The organism is Nonlabens sp. Asnod2-A12 (assembly GCF_045063745.1).
GTDB classification, from domain to species: domain Bacteria; phylum Bacteroidota; class Bacteroidia; order Flavobacteriales; family Flavobacteriaceae; genus Nonlabens; species Nonlabens xylanidelens.
Window position 1 is genome coordinate 1,792,075 of record NZ_JBEFOB010000003.1, and the last position, 26,782, is coordinate 1,818,856.

The window sequence follows — 26,782 nt, forward strand, 5'->3', positions numbered from 1 at the left end:
CAAAAATACAAATCGCAGTTCAAGATGCATGCGATGCGTCTTAACAGTGTAAGGACTGCACTGCAAATCAAAGCTGGTTTCTCACAAAGTAAACGCCTTCTCTACCACACAACTTGAGATTAATGTTTAACTATAATTATGAAACCACAAGTTTTTAAACAAGTGATTAAAATGGCCAACGGGCCTGACATCACTATCGAAACTGGAGCGCTTGCAAAACAAGCACATGGATCTGTTGTGATCACATGTGGAAAAGCAATGCTTCTAGGAACCGTAGTATCCAGCTACAAATCAACTGGACTAGACTTCTTACCACTTACTGTAGATTACCGTGAGAAATTTGCCGCTGCCGGTAAATATCCAGGTGGATTCTTTAAGCGTGAGGCACGTCCTAACGATGGAGAAGTACTTACTATGCGTCTTGTAGACCGTGTATTACGTCCATTATTCCCTAAAGATTACCATGCAGAAGTACAGGTAATGATTCAATTAATGTCTCATGACCCAGAAGTAATGCCAGATGCTATGGCAGGTCTTGCTGCAAGTGCTGCAATACAACTATCTGATTTACCTTTTGAATGTGCTATATCTGAAGTACGTGTTGCGCGTGTAGATGGTGAGTTTGTTATCAACCCAAGTTATGCACAGTTAGAAGCAGCAGATCTTGAGATGATGATAGGTGCTAGTGCTGACTCTGTAATGATGGTTGAAGGTGAGATGAGTGAAATTTCTGAAGAAGAAATGATCGCTGCTATCAAAGCCGCTCATGAAGCTATCAAAGATCAATGTGCTGCGCAAATCGCTCTTGCTGAACAAGTAGGTAAGAAAGATGTACGTGAGTACGAAGGTGAAAAAGAAGATGCTACTATAGAAGCTAAAGTAGCAGAACTTGCTTACCAAAAAGTATATGATGTTGCTAAAAAAGGAAGTGCTAAGCACGAACGTAGCGCAGCATTCTCTGAAATCAAAGAAGAGATCAAAGCAACTTTTTCTGAAGAAGATCAAGCTGAAAATGGAGATCTTATCTCTAAGTATTTCAACAAAACACATAAGAAAGCAGTACGTGACGTACTACTTAACGAAGGTGTACGTCTAGATGGTCGTAAGACTACAGATATACGTGATATATGGTGTGAGGTAGATTACCTTCCATCTACACACGGTAGTGCTATCTTCTCTCGTGGAGAAACTCAAGCGCTGGCAACAGTAACTCTAGGTACTTCTAGAGATGCAAATGTAATAGACATGGCATCTCAAGAAGGAGAAGAGCGTTTCTACTTACACTATAACTTCCCTCCATTCTCTACAGGAGAGGCTCGCCCATTACGCGGTACGTCTAGACGTGAGATAGGACACGGTAACCTAGCACAACGTGCATTAAAAAGAATGTTACCAGAAGATCTTCCTTACACAGTAAGAGTAGTATCTGAAGTACTTGAATCTAACGGTTCTTCTTCTATGGCAACAGTTTGTGCTGGTACTATGGCTATGATGGATGCAGGTTTACCTATGAAGAAACCAGTTTCTGGTATCGCAATGGGATTAATCACAGATGGTGATAAATACGCAGTTCTTTCTGATATTTTAGGTGATGAAGATCACTTAGGAGATATGGACTTTAAAGTAACTGGTACAGCAGATGGTATCACTGCTTGTCAAATGGATATTAAAGTAAAAGGTCTTTCTTATGAAATCCTTACTAATGCTTTAATGCAGGCTAGAGATGGTCGTATGCACATATTAGGAAAACTTACTGACACTATCGCTGTACCAGCTGCAGATGTGAAGTCACACGCTCCTAAAATGGAATCTTTAGAGATCGAAGGTAAATTCATAGGTGCTGTAATAGGACCTGGTGGAAAAGTTATCCAAGAGATGCAAAAAGAAACTGAGACTGTAATCAACATCAAAGAAGATGGTGATATGGGTGTTATCGAGATAGCTGGTACAGACCGTGCTAAGATCGAGGCTGCTCTAGAAAAAATCAGAAACATCATTTTTGAACCAACTGTCGGTGAGGTTTACAGCGTAAAAGTTGTAAAAATGCTTGACTTTGGTGCAGTAGTAGAATTAAGGCCAGGTAAAGAAACATTACTTCATGTAAGTGAGTTTGATTACAAGCGTATTGAAGACCCATCTACAGTTCTTAAAGTAGGAGATGTTCTTGACGTAAAATACATGGGTGTAGATCCACGTACTAAAAAGCAAAAAGTATCTCGTAAAGAATGTATGCCTAAACCAGAAGGTTGGGTAGAGCGTCCACCACGCCAGCGTGATGACCGTCGTTCTAATGACCGTCGTCCACGTCGTGATGACCGTAAGAAAGACGACAGACCACGTCGTGATGCTAATGATTCTAAGTCTGAGTAATAAATTAAAACTATCACTCTGAATTCATTTCAGAGTCTGATAGTATTATTCTTATAGATTATTATAAATTTAAAATCCCTGTAACTTAATTGTTGCAGGGATTTTATTTTAAGATCATTTTAGACCTTATATTGAGTTAACAAGCTTAGTTTTAAGCAAAAAAAAACGACATGAAGTTCATATACTTAATACTTGCTTTACCTATCATCTTTATCTCTTGTAATACTACAAATAAAAAGACCCTAACTGTTATTACTAATTCATATCAAGTAAAAGGAATGAATTACATGAAGAGCAATCAATCATTTGATGACACCTACCAGAGTTTAAAAACTACATTATCCAACAACCCTGCTATAAAAATAATTGCCGAAGTCGACCATAGCGCTAACGCTGGTAATTCTAACATTGAACTGAATCCAGCTAAGTTAATTTTATTTGGAAACCCAAAGTTAGGAAGTCCGCTAATGTTAGAAAATCAACAAGCTGGTTTAGATTTACCACAACGTATTCTCGTTTTTCAAGACAGTAATAAAGATGTTTACTTGGCCTACAACAACAGCACCTTTTTGAGTCAACGTCACGGTCTAACTTCTGAAGAAACAACTTTAGACAAAATTTCTAATGCTCTTGCTATGCTCTCAAAAAAGGCAAGCAATTCTACTGTCATGGAAAGTGACGACACTCAAACAACACTTAATGAAGGAATTATTACTAAAGTAAGTAAACAAGACTTTGACGCTACCTACACAACTCTTAAAAACACGATTGAAAATAATCCTGCCTTAAGAATATTTACAGAGTTAGATCATCAAGCAAATGCTCAAAATACTGACATAGAACTAAGACCTACGCGAGTGATTATTTTTGGCAATCCTAATCTAGGAAGCCCATTAATGGATTCGTCACCAACTACCGCGCTCGATTTACCACAAAAAATGTTGGTATATGAAAATGAATTAGGTGAGGTTAAAATTAGTTACAACAGTACTGACTTTCTAACCAATCGTCACCATTTAAAAGATACAGAAAAGTCAATTGATAAAATATCAAAAGCGTTACAAAAGATAGCAAATACGGCAGCTGGATTATAATATAACATCATTTCATAAAACTTAAAAATCCCTCTTGAAATTTCAAGAGGGATTTTTAATCTATAGTTTGTCATTGCTCTAAAAGCGTCTAATACAGCCCTAAAAAGGCTTATAGTAAAGCGACTATAATACATAAAACATCATGTAGCCGCCATAGACTAGGCTACCTAAGATAAACACTCCAGAAATAATCCAAGAGGTTCTACTTTTTACAATCTCGCCATTTTTAACCTTCTTAAAAATCAAGAAACTAAAAACAGCTATTGCAACTAATAAAATAGCCATTTCAATTCTGAAGTCCTCTACATACTTTCTCACAAACATGTAGTACACAAAAAGAAATAAAAATATAAGAATTGGAAGGTTAGTTGTTTTTTTCATAGTTCTAAAATAATAGTTTTTTTTTATGTAGCAACTATTTGCTATCTCGCTTTCGCGAAAGCGGTATAAAAAAAGCCCTATAACTATTAAGTTACAGGGCTTTTTTTGATTACATAAATCGTTATTTATTACTATTGTTTAATCACTTTATCAATAAACAAAACTCCATTATTATCTCCTGTCAGCTGTATAAAGTACATTCCAGCAGTTAATGAACTATTAATTGAAATTTGATTACTAGAAGTGATGGTGTCACTTTCATACACCACTTTCCCTAGAAGATCGACTAATTTTATAGAGCTTACTTCATTTACAAAAGTATTTGGTATATCAATAGTAAATTGATTTTTAAATGGATTTGGATAAATACTTATTTGAGCTTCTAAGATGTTATCAGTGTTAGACAATACAACACCACCACAAATAATTTCTAGATCAGATATAGAAACCCATGGACCTGTATATGTTGCTGCTCCTGTAACTGTTAGTTTTACATAGCGTACAACAGTAGGATTAAACGTGTCATTTATAGAAGTACCTCCAGTCGTATTTGCCTGACGATCTACTAAGGTTGTAAATCCTGAAGTCGCTGATGTGGTAGAACCTTCAATTACATATTGATAATCACGTCCTGAAAATGGAAATAGATTCATACCGCTTACATTGAGTCCTTCTCCTAAATCAATCACCATAGATTGTGGAAATGTCATCGCACTCCATCTATTACTATCGTTGCCATCTATTACATTTATAGCCTCATTACCAACTTGCTCATTTGTAAAACTATCTACACTAGCATTTAACGCAAGGTTAGTTCCTGGCAAACAATCTGGAGCCATTAACGGTGCTGTTACCGTAATCATAGATGTTGTTGTAAAACCACCATCTACCGTAGTGGCTGTGATCGTTGCATTTCCTGCTGCCACACCAGTTACTACACCGCTTGCATCCACAATTGCTATTGTGGTATCACTAGAAGACCAATTCACTTGTTGATTTGCAGCAGTTGATGGAGTAACAGTTGCACTCACTTGAATAGTTCCTGATTCTTGAACAGTTGCTGTAGTAGGATTTACACTCAGCCCAGTTACTGAAACAGGTGCACAAGTAACAATAGGAGAACATGTTGAAGTAACAGTAGTTCCTATGGCATTTATATAACAAGATCCCTTACCATTACCTACCTGAGCATCTATTATAGGAGATGGATTTGTGGCCATACCAGTTGCTCCTACTATTTCATGAGCTCCCACATCTTTATTTGTAGACGGTCTTGTAAAACCCTCTATATCTCTAGAGACTTGATTAAAAGTTCCAGACGAAACATCTACTGCTGGACCGGTTGTACTTGGTTTAAAAATCTCGCCACTTGGACTGAAGTTAGCATTTGCATTTGTAATTCCAGAATTAGTGATTCCGATGTTGGAACCACCAAAAATATTTCCTTGATAAGTCATTTGTCCACCTATTGCAGCTACAGAACCAGACACAATAGTTCCATTTGTACTGTAAATCAAATTGTTTGCAATAATCCCCTGCGGTGGAGTCGTCGCTCTCTCACTATTATAATAAATAGGATCGTCAGAATTATAAATAGTATTGAAAGCAATCAACACGTTGGTTACAAATTGATAACTATTACTTGTTCCTCCAGAAATTGAATCACCTCCCATTATAATTATACCGCCATTAAACGTACTGCTAGAATTATTAAGTCCTTGCATGTAATTGTTAATGATAATATGATCTTGGTCTATAACTCTAATACCGCCAGAACCAGATTTATTTTCACCTAAAAAATAATTCCCTTCTACCAGAGCTCCAGCACCATGTCTTAGCACTAACGAGCCTCGACAACTTCTGAAAGTGTTATTGCGGTACGTATTTCCTAAACTCTTATTTGATATAATTTCAGACTCGCCATCTACATCTTGAAAATAATTTCCCTCTACCAGCACACCGGCATTAACAAATTGCCTACCACTAGACCCTATACGTATACCTTCAGAATCTCCTGCGTTTGCACGACCATCTTTAGGAGGCACATTATAGAAATAATTATTTCTTATAATATGACCAGCAACACCACTATTTTGATGAGATAATTCTACCAGGATAAAAACACCTGTAGTGTTCTTATTCATCATCGTGCAATTTTCTACCGTATTATTTGTCCCATATAGTACAATCCATCGACTTTTTTCATCTCCTGCGGTCGCTAGGTTATTAAACGTACAGTTTCTAATAACGCTATTGTTTGCAAAATTACTGCTTGATCCATCGCGTCTAAATTCTACATGATTTCTAGTACCTACTCCTCCATTCCAGTAAAAGCCATCTACTATTAAATAATCTCCATAAATATTCATTTCTGAACTACCATTAAAAATAACACCACCAGGTGTTTGAGCCTTTAAAACAATAGGACTACCCAGCGTACCAGAAGCATTAAAGATTATATTTTGATTAGAATAGGTCCCATCAGTCCAGGTAACGACATCACATGGCTGTAGATTCAGTGCATTGAACTGACCTACTGAGTTTACAGTATAGTCTGTGGCTAGCGATTGAAATGAATTTAATAAGGTAAAAACTAAAATCGCTAAAAGAGAATATCGTGAAATCATAGAGGACTTTTTAAAGATATCATAAAAATTGGTTGACCAATTTAAGGATTTATAAATGAATAATTATCTCAGATTGATATCTTTTTTATTCCCGCTTTCGCGAAAGCGGAATCAAAAAACTTAAATTTGCAAAACCTTTAAAACACACAAGATGTCTAAACTTATTGCACCATCAGTACTTGCAGCAGATTTTGCTAACCTACAACGTGATGTAGAAATGATTAACCGCAGTGATGCTGACTGGTTTCATATCGATATTATGGATGGCGTTTTTGTTCCTAATATCTCCTTTGGTATGCCTGTATTGCGAGATATCGTAAAGCATGCGACTAAAACTATTGACTGTCACTTGATGATCATTGATCCAGATCGATATGTAGAGACTTTTGCAAATTTAGGCTGCGACATTCTTACAGTACATTATGAAGCATGTACTCATTTACATAGAACGCTACAGTTAATTAAATCACATGGAATGAAAGCTGGTGTAGCATTAAATCCGCATACCAGTGTTGATTTATTAAAAGATGTTATACAAGATCTAGATATGGTCTGTATTATGAGTGTAAACCCTGGTTTTGGTGGTCAGAGCTTTATCGAGAATACTTATGATAAAGTAAAAGCTCTTAAAAAGATAATTACTGAAAAAGGTGCCGACACTCTTATAGAAATAGATGGTGGCGTTACTGATAAAAATGCAAAACAACTGGTAGACGCAGGAGCAGATGTTCTAGTTGCCGGTAGCTATGTATTTAAGTCTAATGATCAAGAAGCTACCGTTGCTGGCCTTAAAAAACTAGTTAACTAGTAGAATTATAAGTGACGTAGTCGCTTTATAATAACGATAATAAAACTTTAAATAGCCTTATCATCACATCAAATTAATCGATGTAATGATAAGGCTATTAGCATTTAAGCGATTAACTAAGTGTTATTTATGTGTCTAATTATCCTTAATGTTTATTTAACCTATATTGTTAATCATTAAACAGTTTATTAGAATTACTTTTGCACGCTGAAAATACAGATGTTATGGGAAATAATGCATTTATTGAATTTTTTACTGCCTTTGATCTTAAGGAGACTTTTACGGCTGGGATGATACTTTTTGCCGTTATTGACATTATAGGTAGTATTCCTATTATCGTTGATTTAAGACGTAAAGTGGGTCATGTACAAAGTGAAAAAGCATCTATAGTTGCTGGTATTCTTATGATCGTTTTTATGTTTGTAGGAGAGAGCATGTTGGGACTTATAGGTATAGACGTGAACTCATTTGCTGTAGCAGGTGCTTTTATTATCTTCTTTATTGCTCTAGAAATGATTTTAGGTATACAGCTTTATAAAGATGACGCGCCGGAAACTGCTGCGATTATCCCTATCGCTTTCCCTCTTATTGCTGGTGCAGGAACATTAACTTCTGTACTTTCTTTAAGATCTGAATACTCTGCTATTAATATTATACTAGCGATTATATTCAACATCGGTTTTGTGTACATAGTTCTTAAAAACTCTGGTCGCATAGAAAAACTAATAGGTAAACAAGGAATTAACGTGGTTAGAAAAATCTTTGGTGTTATCTTGCTAGCCATAGCTGTGAAATTATTTACAGCAAATATTAAAGAGCTATTCTAGTTATGAAATATGTATTTTATTTTATCCTAATTCTTGCGATCGCCAGTATCGTTTTTAACGCAACAAAATTAGACTTTAACAACTTGCTTCAAGGAGAAAGCCAGATAGGCGCTATAAGCATAGTGGCAGCATTATGTGTAGCTATACTTATGAGTATTATGTTAGTATCCTATAAAATTAAGGACAAATACGAGAAAAGCTAAGCAACCCTTAGTTACTCAATTCCAGCAGCTTTTCAATCATTATATCATCTTGATTTAACAATTTGATTTTAAGCTCTGTAGTAAAAAGCTGCTCTGCCATAGAAGATTTAATAATTGAACTTATCTCATCTCTATAACCTGGCAGTTTCATACTAGTATTATATAATTTTGCATAGATTATAAAGTCACCCATTAATTTTTCTGAGACTTTATAGTTGTTTATAAATTCTTCTTGAGAGATGTTTCTCATAAAACGTCCTTCTTCTTGAAGATATTTATTTACAAATTGGTCTGCAAAACCTGTTCTACCAAAGTAATCTAGCGTTTGTAAGATATAATCATCTGGACTAGCTACAAAAACATCTGGTATAATACCACCACCGCCATAAACAACCTTACCACCTGGAGTCACCTTACGCAAGGAGTCGTTTACTTCTATATTGGACTCATCTAATAACTCTCCATTATTATATCTATCTATGTATTCTTTAAAGTAATCTTCATTACCATTTTCATAAGGTCTTTGAATACTCCTACCAGTAGGTGTGTAATATCTTGCTATAGTTAAACGTACAGAGCTGCCATCTCCTAATTTAATTTCTTGTTGCACCAGTCCTTTACCAAAACTCCTACGACCTATAATAGTACCGGTATCATTATCTTGTAAAGCACCTGCTACTACTTCACTTGCACTAGCACTATTCTCATTTATTAAGATAAATACGTCACTACTTTCATAAGAGCCGTAATCAGTAGCATAACTATCCTTACGTTTTTGATCGCGATCTTTTTGAAAAAGAATCAGCTTATCATCTTCCAGAAACTCGTCGGCTATGTGAACTGCTGCACTTAAAACGCCACCTGGATTATCTCTTAAATCTAGTGCTATTTGAGTAGCACCAGCTTTTTTTAAGTCTTTAATTGCTTGTTCAAACTCGGCATCTGTAGTTTCTGCAAAACGGTTAATTTTAATATACCCTAGACTTCTCGTGAGCATATAAGCAGCATCTATACTTTTAATAGCTACATTTCCTCTAGTAACCGGTATATTAATTACAGTATCATCTCCAGGTCTTAAAACCCCTAAAACAATACGAGAACCTTCTTCTCCTTTCAAAACATTTGTAGAAACGGCGTTCTCACCGAATAGTGGTTTACCGTCTGCATATAATATTTTATCACCACCTTTTATTCCAGCCTTATCACTAGGGCCATCTTCTATAGATCTCAAAACAGATATGGAGTCCTGATTCACAAAAAAGCGTATTCCTATACCTACGAAGTCGCCTCTCATGCTATTCTCTACATCTTCTGTCTGGTCACTAGGTATGTATACCGAATGCGGATCGAGATTTTGCATGATCTCATTTACCGTTACATCCACAATACTATCTGTATCGATTTTATCTACATAACGCTGGTCTATGAGATCTATCAATCTATTAAGCTTGCGTTTTTTTGCAGTGCTAGAAGATGCGATATAATTATCACCTAAATTATTACTGTTAAGAGCACTCCCTAACCATATACCTATGGCAAAGAATATTCCCAAAAACAAAGGATAATACAGGTAACTTTTTTTCATTAATCGACTTCTTCTATTTGTTCTATAATAACTCCTGCTTTCTCTAGAAATTGCAAGCCGCTATCATCTTTATAACCTTCCATGTAGACTACACGTTTTATGCCACTTTGATGTATTAATTTACTACAGTCTTTGCAGGGTGACATGGTTATATAAAGCGTTGCATCGCGACAACTTTGTGTAGAACCAGCTACTTTTAAAATAGCATTAGCCTCAGCATGTAGCACATACCATTTTGTATAACCCTCGTCATCTTCACAAAAATTTTCAAAACCACTAGGTGTACCATTATAACCATCGCTTATAATCATGCGATCACGTACGATAAGCGCACCTACCTGACGGCGCTGACAGTGCGATAATTTACCCCATTCTGTCGCCATTCTCAAATAAGCAACGTCGTATCTATGTTGTTTTTCTTTTTTCACTTTTTTGGTATAATAGTAAATTGCCTTCTAGTTAAAAAGCTTGTTAGGTACTTATAAAATAAGTAAGTATTTGAAATGATTTTTAAAATTCCGCTTTCGCGAAAGCGAGATGAAAACAAGTTTTAAAAAATCCATCTTACAATTAACAATGGCAGTATCATTCCTAAAATGATGGAAGAGATAATCTGAACCCATTCTTTTTTATTAAATCGGAATATCCCGGTAAATATAAAGTTTAAGATTAAAATCACTAATATGATAAGCAACTGACCCAACTCCAGTCCTAGAGCAAACTCTAATAACATTAACAAATCACTCTCTGCTCCAGCAGCTAACATTTTAAAACCACTAGAGAAACCAAATCCATGGATAAGACCAAAGAACAATGCAAATATCATGGTGATCCAGTTATGGTTATCGCGATGTCTTTTTCCTGCTGTAAAAATATTATACAGCGCCGTAATAGCTATAGTGACCACAATTAAAAACTCTATATAAGAACTATTAAATGACACCTTACCATAAATTACTAGCAATAATGAAAGAATATGACCTACTGTAAATGCAAGACTCAGTCCTAAAAGCTTTTTCCAACTATTAAATAAAAATGGCACTGCCATAAGAATAAAGAAAAGTACATGATCATATGCACCGACGTTAAAGTTCATAACGTGATAAAAACCTTCTTTAACATATAAAATAAAATCGTCCATTAGAAATAGTTGTTTAGGGTATGATCAAAAATAAGGTTTAGACAGTGAGAATGAAAATGCTTTGCCCTAAGATATTTACAAGAATCTATAAATGAGTATTTAAAATATTAATTGCGACTGTGGTTTATTCGGCAAACGGTTTTTAATATGAAACATTCACTGATTTCTTTAAGTAAAGAGCCATTTAATTATAAAAACATAATATTTTTACCGTAGATCTTATACTGAATCACTTGACGCATAAAAACGCTCCATACGCACTACTCTTTATTTTATTTACGTTTTGGACTGGCACAACTACTGCACAGAAAGACTCTACTGTGTTAGATGTGAAATTAATGGACTCCTTATTTGAAAAATCCTACAATTTATTTTCTGAAGGGAATTATGTAAAGTCCTTTGAAATCAATTTAAGAACATTAAAACTAGCTTTATTAGTCAAAGATGATCTTTATGCTAGTAGGGCCTATGGTTATTTAGGATACGACTATCTTAACCAAGGAGACACGATAGAAGCTCTTAAAAATTTTAAGCTAGCACACGATATTGCAAAAGAACTCAACGACCCAACCATACTAGCAAATACATATGGCGACCTTTCTAGCATCTATTCCCTAAATCCAAAAACGCAAAACCTAGCCAGAGAATTTACTTTAAAAGCCATAGAAACTTATAAAGCTACTAACGACACATTAGGCCTACAGTATATATATCATAACTATGCAGATGCATTAAATGACAGCGGCAGGTTTACCGAGATGAAACTGGTAATTGATAAACTTAATGGAGCAATGTTTGAGAAATATGACGAACCTCTTTACCGCTCTTCTATCAATAACATGACGGCAAATTATTACTTTCATTCTGGAGATTATAAAAAGACAGATTCCTTATTACTAGCGGCAATTTCTTTAAGCAAAGATCTAGGCTTCAATGACGAATTACAGAGATCATATGAATTATTCTCACTAAGTCTTACCGCACAAGAGAAGTACAAAGAAGCATATGAAACGAGACTTAAATATGAAAATGTATTTAAGTTAAGAGCAAAGGAAAAAGCAGCTATAGAAAACAACAGACTAGCTGCTGCGTATAAAAACGATCAATTTAAAAAAGATCTAGAAAAATCAGAAGCCGAAAGTGAATTACAAGAAAAGCAAATACGCACAAAAACAGCCTTTAATTATGCTTTGATATGTATTACAGTCATAGCCTTTTTAGGCCTTTATTTTACTTTCAAGCTTTCTAAAAAAAGAAAACAACTCAATAAAGCTTTAAAAGATAAAAACACCCAATACCTAAATCAAAAAACTAAAACAGAACAACTAGCTCTTGCAAAAAGTGACTTTTTCAGTACAGTAAGCCATGAATTGCGCACACCTTTATATGGAGTAATAGGCCTAAGCACCATACTGTTAGAAAACAATAAAGAAAAAGATGTTGAGGACGACTTAAAATCTTTAAAATTCTCTGCCGATTATTTATTAGCTCTAGTAAATGATGTATTGCAAATTAATAAAATTGATTCTGATAAGATAGACGATGAAGAAGTACAATTTAACCCTCGTGAGTTAATAGAAAAAATAGTCACCACCTTTGAATACATGCGCAGGCAAAACAAAAACAACATCGCTATCCATCTTGCTGATGACTTACCTGCTCTGGTTAAAGGAAATGCGACGAGACTGTCTCAAATATTAATGAACCTAATAGGTAATGCAAGTAAATTTACCGAAAACGGACTCATAGAAATTACCGTAACCACACACCTACTGCCTGACAATAATATAAAGTTAGGATTTTCCATAAAGGATGATGGTGAAGGAATTGCACAAGACAAGAAAGAACACATTTTTGAAGAATTTAAACAAGGGGACTCTCTTAGTTATAATTACCAAGGTACCGGACTGGGACTGCCTATTGTAAAACGCTTACTAAATCTATCAGGGTCTGATATAAATTTAGAGACCGAATTAGGTAGAGGATCAACATTCAGCTTTGATCTGATCTATGAAATCGTAGCCCATGTAAATAAGCAAGAGCATCTGTCTAAAAACTCTTATGTAGTAGACACTGACATCTTAAAGAACAAACATATCCTTATTGCCGAGGACAACCGCATCAATCAAATGGTGACTAAAAAGATTTTAGAAAAAGACGGTGCCATTTGCACCATAGTAGAAAACGGAAAAGAGGCAATAAACTCAGTAGAACACAATACTTACGACCTCATACTAATGGACGTTAACATGCCAGTAATGAACGGACTAGATGCTACTAAAATAATTAAAAAGACCTACAACACACCTATTATTGCATTAACAGCCGTAGAAATAGCAGAAATGCGACAGAGTATTCTAGACTCTGGTATGGATGATATCATTATAAAACCTTATGACGTGAAGGTATTTAAGAACGTAATCATCAACAACATACTTGCTAAACAAATAGAGTCTTTATAGACACTTATCTCCACTCGTCTCCTTTGAGTTGTGTAGCAGCGATGATAACATCCATTCTAGATATTTGACCTATCAACTTACCATCTTTAGTAACAGGAAAACGTCGGTGACCGGTTTTTAAAAACCTAGATGCTGCATCAAATATATCTGCTTCCTGATCTATAGTTGCCGATTGTGAAGACATAAACTCACTAACTAATCTATTACCTACAGGCATATTGTGATACCTGCTATCACTTATGACATGCATGAGATCTGTATCGCTAATAATTCCTACCAGATTATCACTAGCATCTACCACAGGGCCACCTGTTATTCTTTGTTTAAGTAAAGTATCCATGACAGATGTGATTCCTTGATCTGGAGAAAAAGTAATTAATTTACGTGTCATAAAATCCTTTACTTGAAATTTTTGACGTTCAATAGAAGAAGACTCTTCACGTTTACCCATAAAGTTTTTAATTCCCATAACTATTTGATTTTTAAGATCTTTTAAATTACAGAAAAATTATGAAAATACAAGTAAAACGAACTTTATTATTCCGTAATTCACACTTTATACTGTTAATAATAACCTTATTGCAAGATTATTAACATTAAAAATAACAATTGACGAGTATTATTAAACCATAATACTGACTAATGAAAAGAATTGCTATAATTGGCTGTGGCCCTAGAGGTTTACATAGTTTAGAGTGTTTAATAAGTTCGCTTTCGCGAAAGCGAGACCACAACATACATATTACCATTTATGACGATCAACGAGAATTAGGGTCTGGCCAAGTATGGAAAACAGATCAGGCAGGTTCAAACTGGTTAAATATATCAGATCGTGCACTATTAAATTTAAAAGGCCGCTCAGAAACAAATTATCAATCATTTAAAGTCCCGAGTTTCCCTTCTTTTATAGAATGGATGGAGAAAAATCATGACTATGTATTATCTGATCAGGTAGATCAATTCCCATCTAGAAGAGTAATGGGAGCTTACCTTCATGAACGTTATACTTCTATAGCGACTACTCTTAAGAATCAGGAAGTATTAGAAGTAAAGACTGAAAATGTTACTGAACTTAGCTTTAAAGACCCTCATTTTATAATAACAGATGCGCAGAACACTTCACACCAGTATGATGAATGCCTACTTACCATAGGACACCAGCCCACAAAAGACGATGACCAAATTAAATCATGGAAAGAACACTGTAAAGAAGGTTCTGGAAAATTATTTGATAATCCTTATGAATATGAAAAAGAGGTCTTAAATCAACTTACCACAACTGATAGTGTTGCCTTAAGAGGTTTTGGCCTTGCTATGATAGATCTCACTAGAATCTTAACTGTGGAAAAAGGCGCTAGCTTTAAAAAAATACAAGACAGCGACTTTTTAAAATATATCCCAAGCGATGCATCCATAAAAAAGATAGTCCCTTTTTCGCTTAATGGATTACCAGTCGTACCGAAACCACTGGGAAAAGAAGTAGACCAATTCTTTACACCTAACGATGCCCAAATCTCTAGTTTTAAATCAAAAATAAATCACGCATTAGAAAATGCGCCTACCATAACAGACTTGAACTTTTTGTACAACGCTTTTTTAGACGTGGCTTTACCTATATATGAAAAACACACATCTATAAATAATTCTATGGACAGTGCAACCATAGATATTATAGCAAAAAAATGGATGCGTGATATGAGTTATAAGCACGATCTTATCCTGGATACCAGCCTAGATTGCAAACAATATATGATCGCCACAGCACAAATGGCAATGGGTAAAACGACAGTATCATTAGACTATACAATAGGGCAAGTATGGAGACATCTACAACCATCTATGTACGAGTTGTTCTCACATTGTGACCTTAATGATCTCATAATGGAAGACATAATAAAGCTAGACGAGAGCACAAAAAGATACTCCTATGGACCACCAGTAGAGAGTACACTACAATTAATTGCACTAGAAGATGCAGGCGTTTTAGACCTTAATTATGTTGCAAATCCTACAATAGATTGTGATGTAAAAGGATGGCAATTAGATAACGACAAGCAAACACAGCATATAGATGTAATGATAAATACGGTTCTAGATCCGCCTAGATTAGTAGATATAGAGAGTGGTCTCATAATCGACCTTATGAGTAGTGATTTATTAAAACCTGTCACTAGCGATCTAGGAGTATCCACAAATAAAGATGGCACTGTACAGTTGGATACAAAGAATAATAGTATTCATCTTACCATGTTGGGTCGCAATTGTAAAGGCAGCGTTATGGGCGTAGATGCCATCCTAGAGTGTTTTGGTAAAAGAATAGAAGATTGGGCACATGGAATCACTGACAGAATCGCTTAAAAAGTTAGATGTATTTCTTAAATATTTAAAAAATGAGAGGGAAAACAGATGTTTATTTAAGAATTTGTTATAGATCACCTGTTAAACAGTATTAAAATCTCTTTCAAATCCTTGTAGGAAAATTACCTTTAAAATAAAAAATGAAAAAGTTCTTTAAAATTTTAACGGTTGCTCAACTCGCATTTCAGGCCTATAATTTTTATATGGAGCATCAGCGTAAAAAGCAATTGCAACAAATCGATCAAAAATTAGATAGAACTATATAAAGACCACTTAACCTTAAAACAATTAACTATGGAAACTACAAGAGAAGAAGCAAAACAAATGGCGCTAGACGAAACAGTAAATGCGTTGAACCAACTATTAGAAAAAAATTACGATGCAGAGTCAGGCTATAAGAATGCATTATTAGATGCTAAAAATCCTTATTTAAAAACCTACTTTACAAAACAAGCAGCTAGTAGAAGCCAGAATGCAAATGAACTAGATAAAGCCATACGAGACCTTAATGCCACACCTATTGAAAAAGGTAGCACAACAGCAGCAGTACACAGGACATGGATGGATTTTAAAACAGCTTTTACCGGTAAAGACGACGAGGCCATTCTAGAAGAATGTATAAGAGGCGATAAAGCAGCTGTAGAAGAATATCAAACTGTTCTTGACAATCAGGAATACTTACATGAATCTAAAAACATTGTAAGACAGCAATTGAGCAGTATTCAAAGTACGTTGCATACCATTAAAAAATTAGAAGATATTATGGATTAGTATTTCTAAAAATGTGAGAGAAAGGCCTATTTATAGGTCTTTTTTTATATCTTATTTTAGTTAATTCAACAATTTAAGTAATTTATTAAGGCCGGTTCTATGGCACTTTCGCCAAAGCGAGATCAACACCATCAAAAATACAAGACACCGCAGCAAATAAAGTGAACTAAAAAAAACCAAAACCACTCTTGTTTAACTTATACTAGATTTTTGCTAAATAATAATTTACGCTTTATTATAAGTTTTATTCTTACAAACATTTAAATTTGTCCATTCAATTATTTTTTATGGACTCCACTTACACCATTTGTTATATAAGCAAAGCTACTCCAGGACTTACACAACAAGACATTGAAGAGCTATTTAAAACTACTTCTAGCACAAATAACAACAATCAAGTAAGCGGATTCCTTCTTCATTCTCTAGATAATTTCTTTCAGGTTTTAGAAGGTAAAGAAAGTTATCTAAAAAATCTATTTGAAAAAATTCAAGAAGATACCAGGCATAGTGATATCTACGAAGTATATAACAAGCGCACAGAGCATCCAGTTTTTTTAGATTATAAATCGCAATTTGATATCGTAAAATCTCCAGAAGATTTAAAAACTATCGTTAATTACCTTAATCAAGACATATCAAATTCTACTAATCTTAAATTAAAAAGATTATTAAAACCATTTGCCATGTTAGGAGAGTTTTAATTCCTAAATCTCTTCAAGGAAATAAAATCATAAAAAACCTCGCAATCAGACGACTACGAGGTTAAAAGTAGAGAGGAAGGGATTCGAACCCTCGAAACGTTGCCGTTTACACGCTTTCCAGGCGTGCGCCTTCGACCACTCGGCCACCTCTCTAAATGATAAATTCAGTTTGCAATAATAAGGCAATATACCTTTTAAAGCCAATTTTTTATTTTAAAGTCTACTCACTTATTTCGCCTCGTAATGAAGTTTCAAAATAATGTCTAAAATCTTCTATACTATCTGTGTGCTGTAGTAAGTACATCATCTTAGCTAGTGCTGCCTCTGTAGTAACATCTTTACCAGAGACTAAACCTATATTTTTGAGCTGTACACTGGTTTCATATTTTCCCATCGACACCGCACCACCCACGCACTGTGTTACATTTACTATTCTAATATTTTTTAATAAAGCCTCGCTAAGAATATCCACAAACCACTTTTGAGTAGGTGCATTACCACTACCATAAGTTTCTAAAATAATACCTTTAAGTCCTGGTATACCGCAAATAGCTTGTACTACTTTTTTTGTAATTCCTGGAAACAACTTTAAAACTACCACATCCTCAACAAGGTCTGGACGGTATCTCATGCGGCTAGAATCTAACAAGAGGGATTTTTCTGTATTCGCTTTCGCGAAAGCGGGATCATCCACCTGCCATTTCCATAACAAACTCTCATCTATATTTAAATGCACACCACTTATAGCCAGCGGCGGATAATTCGGCGAGCTGAAGGCCTCAAAATGCTCGGCATTCATCTTTGCAGTTCTATTTGCTCTATACAGCTGGTATTCAAAATAAATACAAACCTCTTTAATGATAGGCTCATTATTATACTGCTCAGTAGCTAGTTGCAGACTGGTTATAAGATTCTCTTTTGCATCAGTACGCAGGTCTCCTATTGGGAGTTGAGAACCTGTAAGGATAATAGGCTTAGTTAAGTTTTCAAACATAAAACTAAGTGTACTACCAGTATAAGACATGGTATCACTACCGTGCAAGACTACAAAACCATCATAATTATCATATCTCTCATGAATGACGTTTCCTAATTTGCGCCATTCTTCTATATTCATGTCAGATGAATCTATAGGATGATCAAAGGAATAGGTGTCTATTTTACAGTCCAGTTGTTTAATTTCTGGAATATGAACAAGTAATTTTGAGAAGTCAAAAGCTCTTAAGGCTTTAGTCTCTGGATCCTTCATCATACCGATGGTACCACCGGTATAAATTAATAATATATTAGGCTTCATTTGAAACAGCCAGTTTTTCTTTATTAAGAACTGGTCGAGCATACATATTAAGGAAACTCTCTACCGCTTTATGGTCTTCTACATTTACCCTTAACCTTAATCTGCGTTCAAATTGTTGCATATCGTGGTCAGAATAGTGTTCTTTATATTTAGTACTAGAAGTTAATAAGTCATGTGCTACATAATTAGTAGGCCATAACATGTAATTATTCTGTATTTCTTTATCTAGATGTTGTACCACACGTTGCAATACTTGGTTGGTACTCTGATCTTCTAGTGCGTGAATATGAACTGGCTCTCCTGCGTGAATGTGGATATGCTTTTTCTGTCCTAATGCACCCTTAAGTATGCTATTAAAATCTTCGTTTTCTGATTTTATGTACTCTTCATCAGCTTGCTTTGCGAGCAGTTCTGGCACTTTTAAAATATCTGTAGGATCATATTCATAAGAGATAGAAACTGGTACAATGCGCAAATTATTTAAATAACCTTCTATACCGTTTTTACCTGCGGCCAAGCCTATCATTTTAAGAACACCTTGCTCAGTAACATCGTTACCATCTTTAGTACGTCCCTGTCTTTGCGCTATCCATACACTTCTATTTTCTTTGTGCATTAAATAGTCTATATACTCACTTAACTTCTTACTACTTAATAAAATCTCTCTAGGACTAGCACCACGTCTCACGATAAAGTTACGAGTTAGTTTGCTCAATGCATTTACAAACGGTCTTTGCACTAGATTATCACCTATCGCACTAGCTGTTCTTATCAAGCCTTTTTTAAATAAGGTAAGATTAATAAGAGATGTATCTAAGACGATATCTCTATGATTAGAAATATACAAATAGGTAATTTCTGGATCTAGATCGTCAAAACCAGACGTGGTTAAACCGGCACTGGACTCTTCTAGCACACGCTCTACGGTGTTGCATATTACATCTCGCTGGAAATCGTTAATAGATTTACATGCCAGTACAATTTCTTTCACCTCTTCATAGTTCTTATTAGGAAAACTGTATTGAAAAAGCTCTTTTATCATAGGGTGACGCACGGCGCTTTTAAGCGCTATTTGCACTTCGGCGTCGTTAAAAAATCTTATGTCGTCGTATCTACTCAAAATATGATGCTATAGGGTGCGCAAATGTAATCAACTCAGGTTTATATACCGAAGACTTCACGCGAATTTAAGGTTGTAATTTCTGCTATCTCTGCGATGTCTCTGTTATAAACTGTCGCTAGTTTTGCTGCAACATTTACCAGATAAGAACTTTCATTACGTTTACCTCGGTACGGCACTGGTGCCAGATAAGGCGCATCTGTTTCTAGAACTATTTCAGAAAGTGGTATTTGATCTAGAAACTGATCTATTTTACCATTTTTAAAAGTCACAACACCACCTATTCCTAGCTTCATTTTAAGATCAACAGCTTTTTTTGCCTGCTCTACATTACCTGTAAAACAATGAAAAATACCGTGTAAAGAGGTGTTTTTATATTCCTCTAAAACCTCAAAAACTTCGTCAAATGCTTCACGACAGTGAATAGCTATAGGCAACTTGTTCTCAACAGACCATTTAATCTGGGTATGAAAAGCATCTTGCTGCTCAGATTTAAATGTCTTATCCCAGTATAGATCCATACCTATTTCACCTACTGCCACATAATTCTCTTTTTCTAGCATTTGCTTTACGTGAGCCAGCTCTTCTAGATAATTTTCCTTAACATGGGTAGGATGCAATCCTGTCATTAAATGAACGTTTTCAGGATAGCGTTTTTTTAAATCTAGCATCGCATTTGTATACGTAGAATCTATAGCAGGAATAAAAAATCGCTCAACTCCAGCATCCATTGCTCGCTGTATCATTTGCTCTTGGTCCTCATCAAAAGCCTCACTATATAAATGTGTATGTGTATCTGTAAAAATCATAAAACAAAAATAGGAATAGTTAGTAGTCCGCTTTCGCGAAAGCGGAATTATATTTACCTCATAAACATATTTCATGGCTTCACTTAAAAAATTACTACTATCACAAGGTTACACCAGCCACAATATTAGAATTGCCCCAAAAAGTGGGCATATAGTTACCAAAGCATCTATAAACGGCCATTCTGGTAGATTTATAATAGATACTGGCGCTAGTGCAACTTGTGTCAACCAGGCCATGTATAAAGAATTTCAATTAGAAACAGAATTTATGGACAGACAAATAGGTACTGCCAGCGGTTCTTTAAGGCCACGCATATCGCACAACAACACCTTAGAATTAGGCGACTGGTCAGACCAAGACACTACCTTATTAAGTATGGACATGAGTTACATAAACACCGCTTTAAAGACTGAAGGAATGCGATCCATTCAAGGCCTATTAGGAGCCGATTTTTTAATAGCTGCCAAGGCCGTAATTGATTACAAAGGAAAGAAGATCTATTTAAAACCATAAAAAAAGCCCTGACTCTATAAGTCAAGGCTTTGATTTATTTGAAAAATGTAATTCCTAATATACTAGTAAGAAACATTAAAAGTACCGTCTGTAATATCAAAATTATTAGGTGGACCAGTCATAAAGCTGAAAGTTCCAGTAATAGTATTTGCAGTAGCATCTGCCGTTAGCACAACTAGAGATCCAGAAACCGCAGGGTCTAGTGTACCACCATTAATATAATTTGCTGAGTAAGTTGCTCCATCAAAAGCATAAGTTCCTGGCACTACGGTATCAGGAAAACTTAAAACTATAGAACTAGGACCGTTAGATGCATTTACGAGAACCGTACCACCTGCCTCTACAGCTCCTACAGCCGTAGGGTTAAGAGCCGTTCCGTCCACATTTGCTGTTAACGTCGCCGCTGTAGAACCACCAGCACCAGATCCTAACGCAGCACCGAATGGCACCTGATAAATCACTCCTGTTCTCATATAAAGTGAATCTACATTACTTGCTAGATAACTAACAAAGCTAAACTCACCAGTCACACCAGTTTCTGCATTTACAGACGTGATGCGCACCTCTCCTAGACCGTTACCTAAATTACTAGAAAATTGCTCTGCACCATTAAACGTATACAATGCTTCACTTTGGGATCCAGCACCTAATCTATAAACACCTACCGAATCATCCTGAAGGTTAATTTCTAATGTTTCAAGAAAATTCTGTCCTATTATAGACATCGTACCATCTGCATTAACAGTGGCACTCATACGGTCTGCTTTAAAAAACTCTCCATTACGTACCGCTTGTATAGCAGGTGTATTGTTATCTTCTAGATTATCAGAACAAGAAGAGAATGAAATAATGGCTAGGGCTATCAACAAGTATTTACAAATCAGTTTCATAGAATAGGATAAATGTGTTTAAGCAAATGTAAATAAAATATACACATATGATGAATATTATTAAATATAATGATACTTTTGCAAACTCAAATTAATAATCAGGGTCGGGCACCCATAAACTTTAATAGTTATGCCAGTAAAAATTAGATTACAAAGACACGGTAAAAAAGGAAAACCATTTTATTGGATCGTTGCAGCTGATGCACGTTCAAAAAGAGATGGTAAATATCTTGAAAAATTAGGTACATATAACCCTAACACTAACCCAGCAACAGTAAACTTAGATGTAGACGGTGCTATCACATGGTTAGAAAATGGTGCACAACCTACTGACACTGCACGTAACTTATTAAGCTACAAAGGTGTTATGATGAAAAAACACCTTAAAGGTGGTGTAAAGAAAGGTGCATTCACAGAAGAGCAAGCAGATGAAAAATTCAACTCTTGGTTAACTGAAAAAGAAGCTAAGATTGCTGGTAAAGCATCTGGACTTCAAGCAGATGCTGATGCAGCAGCTGCAAAAGCTCTTGAAGCAGAAAAAGCAGTGAACGAAGCTCGTATCGCAGCAAATGCTCCAGAAGTAGTTGAAGAACCAGCTGCTGAAAGTGATGACGCAACAGGAGAAGAAGAGTAAATCTATAGGTCATGCGTAAGGAAAAATGTTTTTACGTAGGAACCGTAGTAAATAAATTCAGCTTTAAAGGTGAGTTACTAGTAAAACTAGATACTGACGAGCCTGAGCTTTTTACAGAAATGGAATCAGTTTTTATCGAAATCGGTAAAAACCTGGTTCCATTTTTTATTGAAAGAAGTCAGCTGCACAAATCATTACTTCTAAGAATAAAAATAGAAGACATAGATGACGACGCAGGCGCTGACACATTAATGAAAAGAGATCTTTATCTACCCCTTGATTTTCTACCTAAACTAGAAGGAAATAAATTTTATTTTCATGAGGTGATCAATTACAAAATGATAGACGCTACTCATGGAGACATAGGTACCATAACAGGTATTAATGACACTACCAGTCAGGCTCTATTTGAAATAGATAATAACGGTAGTGAAATTCTGATTCCGCTTAACGATCATTTTATCGATAAAGTAGATCGTGAGAATAAAACTATCACTATCACCACTCCAGAAGGTTTAATAGACCTTTACCTCTCATAAAACATCTTAATTTTTATAAATGAGTCTATTCAAATTCAAAGAATTCACAATAGCTCAGGATAAATGTGCTCAAAAAATAGGAACCGACGGTGTCCTATTAGGCGCATGGGCTGCTCCTTATAAAGAACCACACACCATATTAGACATAGGTAGTGGTACTGGAGTCATATCTCTCATGCTAGCACAACGTTATCACCGCGCAAACATAGAGGCGATAGAAATAGATCAAGACGCTTATGAACAAGCTGCTGAGAACTTTGAAAACAGCCCATGGGGCGATCGTCTTTTCTGCTTTCATGCAGAGTTTCAAGAATTCTATGAAGAAGTAGAAGAACGATATGATTTAATAATAAGCAATCCTCCATTTTACGATTCTAGCAGTGTCAAAACAGATTCTCAAATCGAAGAAAAACGCCAGCAAGCACGCTTTGATGACGCTTTACCGTTTGAAGAATTAGTTTACGGCGTCTATCAATTACTAGATATAGACGGTACTTTTGCTTGTATAATACCCAAGGATAGAGAGACAAGATTTCTAGAAATAACTTCTCATTTTCAACTAGAACCTGTACGTACTACTTATGTAAAAGGCACCGTAGACAGTAAAGTTAAAAGATGTTTGATGGAGTTCCGCTTCCGCGAAAGCGTGAAAGAAAACAACTCCAAAAACTTAGTCAGTGAACTAGTTATAGAGAAAGCACGACACGATTATACAGAAGATTACAAAAGCCTGACTAAAGACTTTTATCTCAAAATGTAATTGAGCATCAATAAAAATATCTGACATTTTTTATCAAAAAACCGTCTGTAGATCGCTATTTTTACGACCAATTCAAAAACAGCCGTGAAATTACTCTATCGATGTAGTTTCTAACTTAAAAGATATAGAATGAAACCAGATTTATTTGAAGCACCAGATTATTATAACCTGGACGACCTTTTAACAGAAGAACATAAGATGATACGTGATGCTGCCCGAGCTTGGGTAAAACGTGACGTATCGCCTATTATAGAAGAAGCTGCACAAGAGGCAAAATTCCCTAAGAGCATAATACCTGGCTTGGCTTCTATAGGGGCATTCGGGCCGTATATCCCTGAGGAATATGGTGGCGCTGGACTGGATCAAATTTCTTACGGTCTTATCATGCAAGAAATAGAACGTGGTGACAGCGGTGTGCGATCTACAGCATCTGTTCAATCTTCTCTTGTTATGTATCCTATATGGAAATACGGTAGTGAAGAACATCGTAAAAAATTCTTACCTAAACTAGCTAGTGGCGAGTTTATGGGATCCTTTGGCCTTACTGAGCCTGATCACGGTTCTAATCCTAGCGGTATGATTACTAGCTTTAAAGATGCAGGAGATGGAGAGCATATTATTCTTAACGGTGCAAAACTATGGATTTCTAACAGTCCGTTTTGCGATGTTGCTGTAGTATGGGCAAAAAATGAAGAAGGACGCATTCATGGAGTAATCGTAGAGCGTGGCATGGAAGGTTTTACTACTCCAGAGACTCATAACAAATGGTCACTAAGAGCTAGTGCGACAGGTGAATTAATTTTTCAAGATGTAAAAATCCCTAAGAGTAATATCTTACCAGGTAAATCAGGATTAGGAGCACCACTTGGTTGTTTAGATTCTGCACGTTTCGGTATTGCATGGGGCGCAATAGGCGCTGCAATGGACTGTTATGACACTGCGTTAAGATATGCAAAGGAACGTATCCAATTCGGCAAGCCGATTGCTGCATTCCAACTACAACAAAAGAAGCTCGCTGAGATGATTACCGAAATTACCAAAGCACAATTACTCGCTTGGAGACTAGGTGTATTGCGTGAAGAAGGAAAAGCTACAAGCGCACAAATATCTATGGCAAAACGTAACAACGTGGACATGGCTATTAAAATAGCTCGTGAGGCAAGACAAATACTAGGCGGTATGGGAATTACAGGAGAATACAGCATCATGCGTCATATGATGAACCTAGAAAGCGTAATCACTTATGAAGGTACTCATGATATACATTTATTAATTACTGGACTAGACATTACTGGAGAGAACGCATTTAAGTAAACTACAGTTAATTAATACTAAGTTTAAATCCCTTCAATTGAATTGAAGGGATTTTTTTTTGTTTATTTGGTTGAACTAAAAAAACCAATTATGAAAAATTTTAAAATTTTAAGCCTTGCAATCCTGTCTCTATTTATTTTCTCTTGTGAATCTGATGATGATAACGGACCTGCATTAACTAACGCTAGTCTAGCTGGTACTTATAATGTAACTGCATTTTCTGGCAACGCTACAGAGTCTGATACGTCTGGAAACACACCTGATATTACCGAAGCAGATTTTACCGCTAGCAACTTTAACAATGCGACAGTTACATTTACAGAATCTGGTTTAGTTACCTCAACCGGATCTTATACTCAAACGTCTATTTATATAGAAGACGGAATGACAGAAACCGAAACAAATGTGGAAGATCTAGAAATAAATGGCGCTTTTACCATTTCTGGTAATTCTTTAATCATAACAAATACAGACGGTTTTAGTGTAACTGTTAGAAACTTTTCTAGCAACGGTCTGGAGCTATACCTACAAGAAACTGAAATAGATACTGATTACAGCTATGAGGCAGAGGCTACTTATACTTTAGTAAGACAATAAACGATCTACAATCAAAAAAAATCAAAGGCTTAAGAATTAAATTTCTTGGGCCTTTTTTTATTCTCAATTCGATAAAGTACACAACACTAGTTAATCCTATAATAATTTCTTTTCTGAGGATGGTTAAGATCTCTCCAGCAACTATTTTTGCACTAGAAAACACAGCGATGGAAGCCAATTTAATCTTGAATAAAATTAGTACGGTGCGTGAACAGTTATTGAATCACCAGCTATACAACCATATTAAAAATGATGAAGATTTAAGGTTTTTTATGTCTTCACACATTTATGCTGTTTGGGACTTTATGTCGCTTTTAAAAGCTTTACAAAACTCTCTTACTTGCACCACTACTCCATGGACACCAGTAGGTGATCCTGATCTAAGGTATTTAATCAATGAAATAGTTCTTGCAGAAGAGACAGACATAGACCATCTAGGCAACAGAATGAGTCATTATGAAATGTATTTAAACGCCATGAATGCAGTAGGTATAGATGTAAATATTGCTATAAAAGAAATAGACGGACTGTCATTATCTAGCCACATTCTTGAAACCATAAATAACTCCTTATTGCCCCAACATGTAAAACAATTTCTGACTACCACATTTACCATTATCAACAGAGGTAAAGACCATGAAATAGCTGCAGCATTTACATATGGAAGAGAAGATTTAATCCCAGAAATGTTTACTGAAATACTGGACGGTATCTCAACATCTTCATTTGATATAGATCTAGAACCTATTAAATACTATTTTGACAGACATATAGAGCTAGATGGAGATGAACACGGACCCATGGCACATAAAATGGTAGCTATGCTTTGCGACGATGATCAATTAAAATGGGAAGAAGCTATACAAGTTGCAAAAGATGCTCTACAATCAAGAATAGAACTATTTGACGGCATTTTAAAAGAAATAAAAGAGTCTGAACCAGAGCTAGTTTAAACTCAAAAAAGCCGATTCTCACGAATC

26 protein-coding genes and 1 tRNA gene are annotated in these 26,782 nt (G+C 35.5%); 16 read left to right on the plus strand and 11 right to left on the minus strand.

The features are described 5' to 3' along the window. Window positions 1–138 precede the first annotated feature (138 nt). Both ACJJVJ_RS08250 and ACJJVJ_RS08255 read left to right on the plus strand, forming a co-directional pair. Window positions 139–2,370, plus strand: coding sequence for a polyribonucleotide nucleotidyltransferase (locus tag ACJJVJ_RS08250; RefSeq protein ID WP_405369848.1), 2,232 nt, complete (start codon window positions 139–141; stop codon window positions 2,368–2,370). Between the two features lie 170 nt (window positions 2,371–2,540). Beyond that, window positions 2,541–3,464 carry a DUF302 domain-containing protein gene (locus tag ACJJVJ_RS08255; RefSeq protein ID WP_405369849.1) on the plus strand — a complete coding sequence of 308 codons (924 nt, stop codon included), beginning with the start codon at window positions 2,541–2,543 and terminating at the stop codon, window positions 3,462–3,464. A 123-nt stretch (window positions 3,465–3,587) separates the two neighbouring features. On the opposite strand, the gene ACJJVJ_RS08260 is transcribed toward ACJJVJ_RS08255, so the two are convergent. Then, on the minus strand, window positions 3,588–3,845 hold the full coding sequence (locus ACJJVJ_RS08260; RefSeq protein WP_105023089.1) for a hypothetical protein: 258 nt from the start codon (window positions 3,843–3,845) through the stop codon (window positions 3,588–3,590). Window positions 3,846–3,976: 131 nt separating this feature from the next. Further along, window positions 3,977–6,472 carry a chondroitinase-B domain-containing protein gene (locus tag ACJJVJ_RS08265; RefSeq protein ID WP_405369850.1) on the minus strand — a complete coding sequence of 832 codons (2,496 nt, stop codon included), beginning with the start codon at window positions 6,470–6,472 and terminating at the stop codon, window positions 3,977–3,979. Between the two features lie 151 nt (window positions 6,473–6,623). On the opposite strand from ACJJVJ_RS08265, the gene rpe reads away from it, so the two are divergent. From rpe to ACJJVJ_RS08280, 3 genes are all read left to right on the plus strand, one after another. Beyond that, window positions 6,624–7,280 carry a ribulose-phosphate 3-epimerase gene (rpe, locus tag ACJJVJ_RS08270; protein WP_104514552.1) on the plus strand — a complete coding sequence of 219 codons (657 nt, stop codon included), beginning with the start codon at window positions 6,624–6,626 and terminating at the stop codon, window positions 7,278–7,280. 224 nt (window positions 7,281–7,504) lie between these two features. Next, the gene (locus tag ACJJVJ_RS08275; protein WP_104514551.1) at window positions 7,505–8,107 is read left to right on the plus strand and encodes a MarC family protein; all 603 of its coding nucleotides are present in this window, start codon (window positions 7,505–7,507) and stop codon (window positions 8,105–8,107) included. Window positions 8,108–8,109: 2 nt separating this feature from the next. Continuing rightward, window positions 8,110–8,310 carry a hypothetical protein gene (locus ACJJVJ_RS08280; protein WP_104514550.1) on the plus strand — a complete coding sequence of 67 codons (201 nt, stop codon included), beginning with the start codon at window positions 8,110–8,112 and terminating at the stop codon, window positions 8,308–8,310. Between the two features lie 7 nt (window positions 8,311–8,317). On the opposite strand, the gene ACJJVJ_RS08285 is transcribed toward ACJJVJ_RS08280, so the two are convergent. From ACJJVJ_RS08285 to ACJJVJ_RS08295, 3 genes are all read right to left on the minus strand, one after another. Further along, window positions 8,318–9,895: a S41 family peptidase gene (locus ACJJVJ_RS08285; RefSeq protein WP_405369851.1), complete on the minus strand. Its 1,578-nt coding sequence runs from the start codon at window positions 9,893–9,895 to the stop codon at window positions 8,318–8,320. Further along, a complete protein-coding gene (locus ACJJVJ_RS08290; RefSeq protein WP_104514548.1) occupies window positions 9,895–10,323 on the minus strand; it encodes a dCMP deaminase family protein in 429 nt (142 codons plus the stop codon). Before ACJJVJ_RS08290 ends, ACJJVJ_RS08285 begins: the two co-directional genes overlap by 1 nt. 122 nt (window positions 10,324–10,445) lie before the next feature. Continuing rightward, window positions 10,446–11,036, minus strand: coding sequence for a HupE/UreJ family protein (locus ACJJVJ_RS08295; RefSeq protein WP_104514547.1), 591 nt, complete (start codon window positions 11,034–11,036; stop codon window positions 10,446–10,448). A gap of 233 nt (window positions 11,037–11,269) precedes the next feature. Between ACJJVJ_RS08295 and ACJJVJ_RS08300 the strand changes: the two genes are divergently transcribed. Then, window positions 11,270–13,498, plus strand: a complete 2,229-nt coding sequence (locus tag ACJJVJ_RS08300) for a response regulator (RefSeq protein ID WP_405369852.1) — start codon at window positions 11,270–11,272, stop codon at window positions 13,496–13,498. A gap of 4 nt (window positions 13,499–13,502) precedes the next feature. On the opposite strand, the gene ACJJVJ_RS08305 is transcribed toward ACJJVJ_RS08300, so the two are convergent. Next, window positions 13,503–13,967 carry a CBS domain-containing protein gene (locus tag ACJJVJ_RS08305; protein ID WP_104514545.1) on the minus strand — a complete coding sequence of 155 codons (465 nt, stop codon included), beginning with the start codon at window positions 13,965–13,967 and terminating at the stop codon, window positions 13,503–13,505. A 173-nt stretch (window positions 13,968–14,140) separates the two neighbouring features. Here ACJJVJ_RS08305 and ACJJVJ_RS08310 point away from each other — a divergent pair, with 173 nt between their 5' ends. The 3 genes from ACJJVJ_RS08310 (at window position 14,141) to ACJJVJ_RS08320 (ending at window position 17,328) form a co-directional block, all read left to right on the plus strand. Further along, complete coding sequence (locus ACJJVJ_RS08310) at window positions 14,141–15,856, plus strand: FAD/NAD(P)-binding protein (protein ID WP_405369853.1); 1,716 nt, start codon at window positions 14,141–14,143, stop codon at window positions 15,854–15,856. 294 nt (window positions 15,857–16,150) lie between these two features. After that, window positions 16,151–16,627 carry a PA2169 family four-helix-bundle protein gene (locus tag ACJJVJ_RS08315; protein ID WP_405369854.1) on the plus strand — a complete coding sequence of 159 codons (477 nt, stop codon included), beginning with the start codon at window positions 16,151–16,153 and terminating at the stop codon, window positions 16,625–16,627. 287 nt (window positions 16,628–16,914) lie between these two features. Then, a complete protein-coding gene (locus tag ACJJVJ_RS08320; protein ID WP_405369855.1) occupies window positions 16,915–17,328 on the plus strand; it encodes a BLUF domain-containing protein in 414 nt (137 codons plus the stop codon). 68 nt (window positions 17,329–17,396) lie between these two features. Here ACJJVJ_RS08320 and ACJJVJ_RS08325 read toward each other — a convergent pair. From ACJJVJ_RS08325 to ACJJVJ_RS08340, 4 genes are all read right to left on the minus strand, one after another. Beyond that, window positions 17,397–17,481, minus strand: a tRNA-Ser gene (locus ACJJVJ_RS08325). A 67-nt stretch (window positions 17,482–17,548) separates the two neighbouring features. Then, entirely contained in the window at window positions 17,549–18,625 is a 1,077-nt protein-coding gene (locus tag ACJJVJ_RS08330) for an asparaginase (RefSeq protein ID WP_104514544.1), read from the minus strand. Continuing rightward, window positions 18,615–19,745, minus strand: coding sequence for a 1-acyl-sn-glycerol-3-phosphate acyltransferase (locus ACJJVJ_RS08335; RefSeq protein ID WP_405369856.1), 1,131 nt, complete (start codon window positions 19,743–19,745; stop codon window positions 18,615–18,617). The genes ACJJVJ_RS08330 and ACJJVJ_RS08335 overlap by 11 nt, the downstream gene beginning before the upstream one ends. Window positions 19,746–19,786: 41 nt before the next feature. Beyond that, window positions 19,787–20,554, minus strand: a complete 768-nt coding sequence (locus tag ACJJVJ_RS08340) for a TatD family hydrolase (protein WP_405371240.1) — start codon at window positions 20,552–20,554, stop codon at window positions 19,787–19,789. 73 nt (window positions 20,555–20,627) lie between these two features. On the opposite strand from ACJJVJ_RS08340, the gene ACJJVJ_RS08345 reads away from it, so the two are divergent. Beyond that, entirely contained in the window at window positions 20,628–21,068 is a 441-nt protein-coding gene (locus ACJJVJ_RS08345; protein ID WP_405369857.1) for a TIGR02281 family clan AA aspartic protease, read from the plus strand. 62 nt (window positions 21,069–21,130) lie between these two features. Here the strand turns inward: ACJJVJ_RS08345 and ACJJVJ_RS08350 are convergent, their stop codons facing one another. Continuing rightward, window positions 21,131–21,958 (minus strand): DUF6252 family protein, encoded by an 828-nt coding sequence (locus ACJJVJ_RS08350; RefSeq protein WP_405369858.1) that lies wholly within the window; start codon window positions 21,956–21,958, stop codon window positions 21,131–21,133. Between the two features lie 130 nt (window positions 21,959–22,088). Between ACJJVJ_RS08350 and ACJJVJ_RS08355 the strand changes: the two genes are divergently transcribed. From ACJJVJ_RS08355 to ACJJVJ_RS08380, 6 genes are all read left to right on the plus strand, one after another. Beyond that, on the plus strand, window positions 22,089–22,592 hold the full coding sequence (locus tag ACJJVJ_RS08355) for a 30S ribosomal protein S16 (protein ID WP_405369859.1): 504 nt from the start codon (window positions 22,089–22,091) through the stop codon (window positions 22,590–22,592). A gap of 11 nt (window positions 22,593–22,603) precedes the next feature. Continuing rightward, entirely contained in the window at window positions 22,604–23,131 is a 528-nt protein-coding gene (rimM, locus tag ACJJVJ_RS08360; RefSeq protein ID WP_104514538.1) for a ribosome maturation factor RimM, read from the plus strand. Window positions 23,132–23,150: 19 nt separating this feature from the next. Continuing rightward, window positions 23,151–23,891 (plus strand): tRNA1(Val) (adenine(37)-N6)-methyltransferase, encoded by a 741-nt coding sequence (locus ACJJVJ_RS08365; RefSeq protein WP_104514537.1) that lies wholly within the window; start codon window positions 23,151–23,153, stop codon window positions 23,889–23,891. Between the two features lie 129 nt (window positions 23,892–24,020). After that, window positions 24,021–25,205, plus strand: coding sequence for an acyl-CoA dehydrogenase family protein (locus ACJJVJ_RS08370; RefSeq protein ID WP_104514536.1), 1,185 nt, complete (start codon window positions 24,021–24,023; stop codon window positions 25,203–25,205). Between the two features lie 90 nt (window positions 25,206–25,295). Beyond that, window positions 25,296–25,802 (plus strand): hypothetical protein, encoded by a 507-nt coding sequence (locus ACJJVJ_RS08375; protein WP_405369860.1) that lies wholly within the window; start codon window positions 25,296–25,298, stop codon window positions 25,800–25,802. Between the two features lie 119 nt (window positions 25,803–25,921). Beyond that, window positions 25,922–26,755: a DUF3050 domain-containing protein gene (locus ACJJVJ_RS08380; RefSeq protein ID WP_405369861.1), complete on the plus strand. Its 834-nt coding sequence runs from the start codon at window positions 25,922–25,924 to the stop codon at window positions 26,753–26,755. Window positions 26,756–26,782: the final 27 nt, after the last annotated feature.

What these genes read in the sequence shown, in the direction of transcription:
- ACJJVJ_RS08355 (WP_405369859.1), top strand. Translation starts at nt 22,089, where the DNA reads ATGCCAGTAAAAATTAGATTACAAAGACACGGTAAAAAAGGAAAACCA.
- ACJJVJ_RS08340 (WP_405371240.1), bottom strand. Translation starts at nt 20,554, where the DNA reads ATGATTTTTACAGATACACATACACATTTATATAGTGAGGCTTTTGAT.
- ACJJVJ_RS08295 (WP_104514547.1), bottom strand. Translation starts at nt 11,036, where the DNA reads ATGGACGATTTTATTTTATATGTTAAAGAAGGTTTTTATCACGTTATG.
- ACJJVJ_RS08375 (WP_405369860.1), top strand. Translation starts at nt 25,296, where the DNA reads ATGAAAAATTTTAAAATTTTAAGCCTTGCAATCCTGTCTCTATTTATT.
- ACJJVJ_RS08370 (WP_104514536.1), top strand. Translation starts at nt 24,021, where the DNA reads ATGAAACCAGATTTATTTGAAGCACCAGATTATTATAACCTGGACGAC.
- ACJJVJ_RS08320 (WP_405369855.1), top strand. Translation starts at nt 16,915, where the DNA reads ATGGACTCCACTTACACCATTTGTTATATAAGCAAAGCTACTCCAGGA.
- rpe (WP_104514552.1), top strand. Translation starts at nt 6,624, where the DNA reads ATGTCTAAACTTATTGCACCATCAGTACTTGCAGCAGATTTTGCTAAC.
- ACJJVJ_RS08380 (WP_405369861.1), top strand. Translation starts at nt 25,922, where the DNA reads ATGGTTAAGATCTCTCCAGCAACTATTTTTGCACTAGAAAACACAGCG.
- ACJJVJ_RS08365 (WP_104514537.1), top strand. Translation starts at nt 23,151, where the DNA reads ATGAGTCTATTCAAATTCAAAGAATTCACAATAGCTCAGGATAAATGT.
- ACJJVJ_RS08350 (WP_405369858.1), bottom strand. Translation starts at nt 21,958, where the DNA reads ATGAAACTGATTTGTAAATACTTGTTGATAGCCCTAGCCATTATTTCA.
- ACJJVJ_RS08315 (WP_405369854.1), top strand. Translation starts at nt 16,151, where the DNA reads ATGGAAACTACAAGAGAAGAAGCAAAACAAATGGCGCTAGACGAAACA.
- ACJJVJ_RS08275 (WP_104514551.1), top strand. Translation starts at nt 7,505, where the DNA reads ATGGGAAATAATGCATTTATTGAATTTTTTACTGCCTTTGATCTTAAG.
- ACJJVJ_RS08265 (WP_405369850.1), bottom strand. Translation starts at nt 6,472, where the DNA reads ATGATTTCACGATATTCTCTTTTAGCGATTTTAGTTTTTACCTTATTA.
- ACJJVJ_RS08250 (WP_405369848.1), top strand. Translation starts at nt 139, where the DNA reads ATGAAACCACAAGTTTTTAAACAAGTGATTAAAATGGCCAACGGGCCT.
- ACJJVJ_RS08330 (WP_104514544.1), bottom strand. Translation starts at nt 18,625, where the DNA reads ATGAAGCCTAATATATTATTAATTTATACCGGTGGTACCATCGGTATG.
- ACJJVJ_RS08255 (WP_405369849.1), top strand. Translation starts at nt 2,541, where the DNA reads ATGAAGTTCATATACTTAATACTTGCTTTACCTATCATCTTTATCTCT.
- ACJJVJ_RS08310 (WP_405369853.1), top strand. Translation starts at nt 14,141, where the DNA reads ATGAAAAGAATTGCTATAATTGGCTGTGGCCCTAGAGGTTTACATAGT.
- ACJJVJ_RS08260 (WP_105023089.1), bottom strand. Translation starts at nt 3,845, where the DNA reads ATGAAAAAAACAACTAACCTTCCAATTCTTATATTTTTATTTCTTTTT.
- ACJJVJ_RS08285 (WP_405369851.1), bottom strand. Translation starts at nt 9,895, where the DNA reads ATGAAAAAAAGTTACCTGTATTATCCTTTGTTTTTGGGAATATTCTTT.
- ACJJVJ_RS08305 (WP_104514545.1), bottom strand. Translation starts at nt 13,967, where the DNA reads ATGGGAATTAAAAACTTTATGGGTAAACGTGAAGAGTCTTCTTCTATT.
- ACJJVJ_RS08345 (WP_405369857.1), top strand. Translation starts at nt 20,628, where the DNA reads ATGGCTTCACTTAAAAAATTACTACTATCACAAGGTTACACCAGCCAC.
- rimM (WP_104514538.1), top strand. Translation starts at nt 22,604, where the DNA reads ATGCGTAAGGAAAAATGTTTTTACGTAGGAACCGTAGTAAATAAATTC.
- ACJJVJ_RS08280 (WP_104514550.1), top strand. Translation starts at nt 8,110, where the DNA reads ATGAAATATGTATTTTATTTTATCCTAATTCTTGCGATCGCCAGTATC.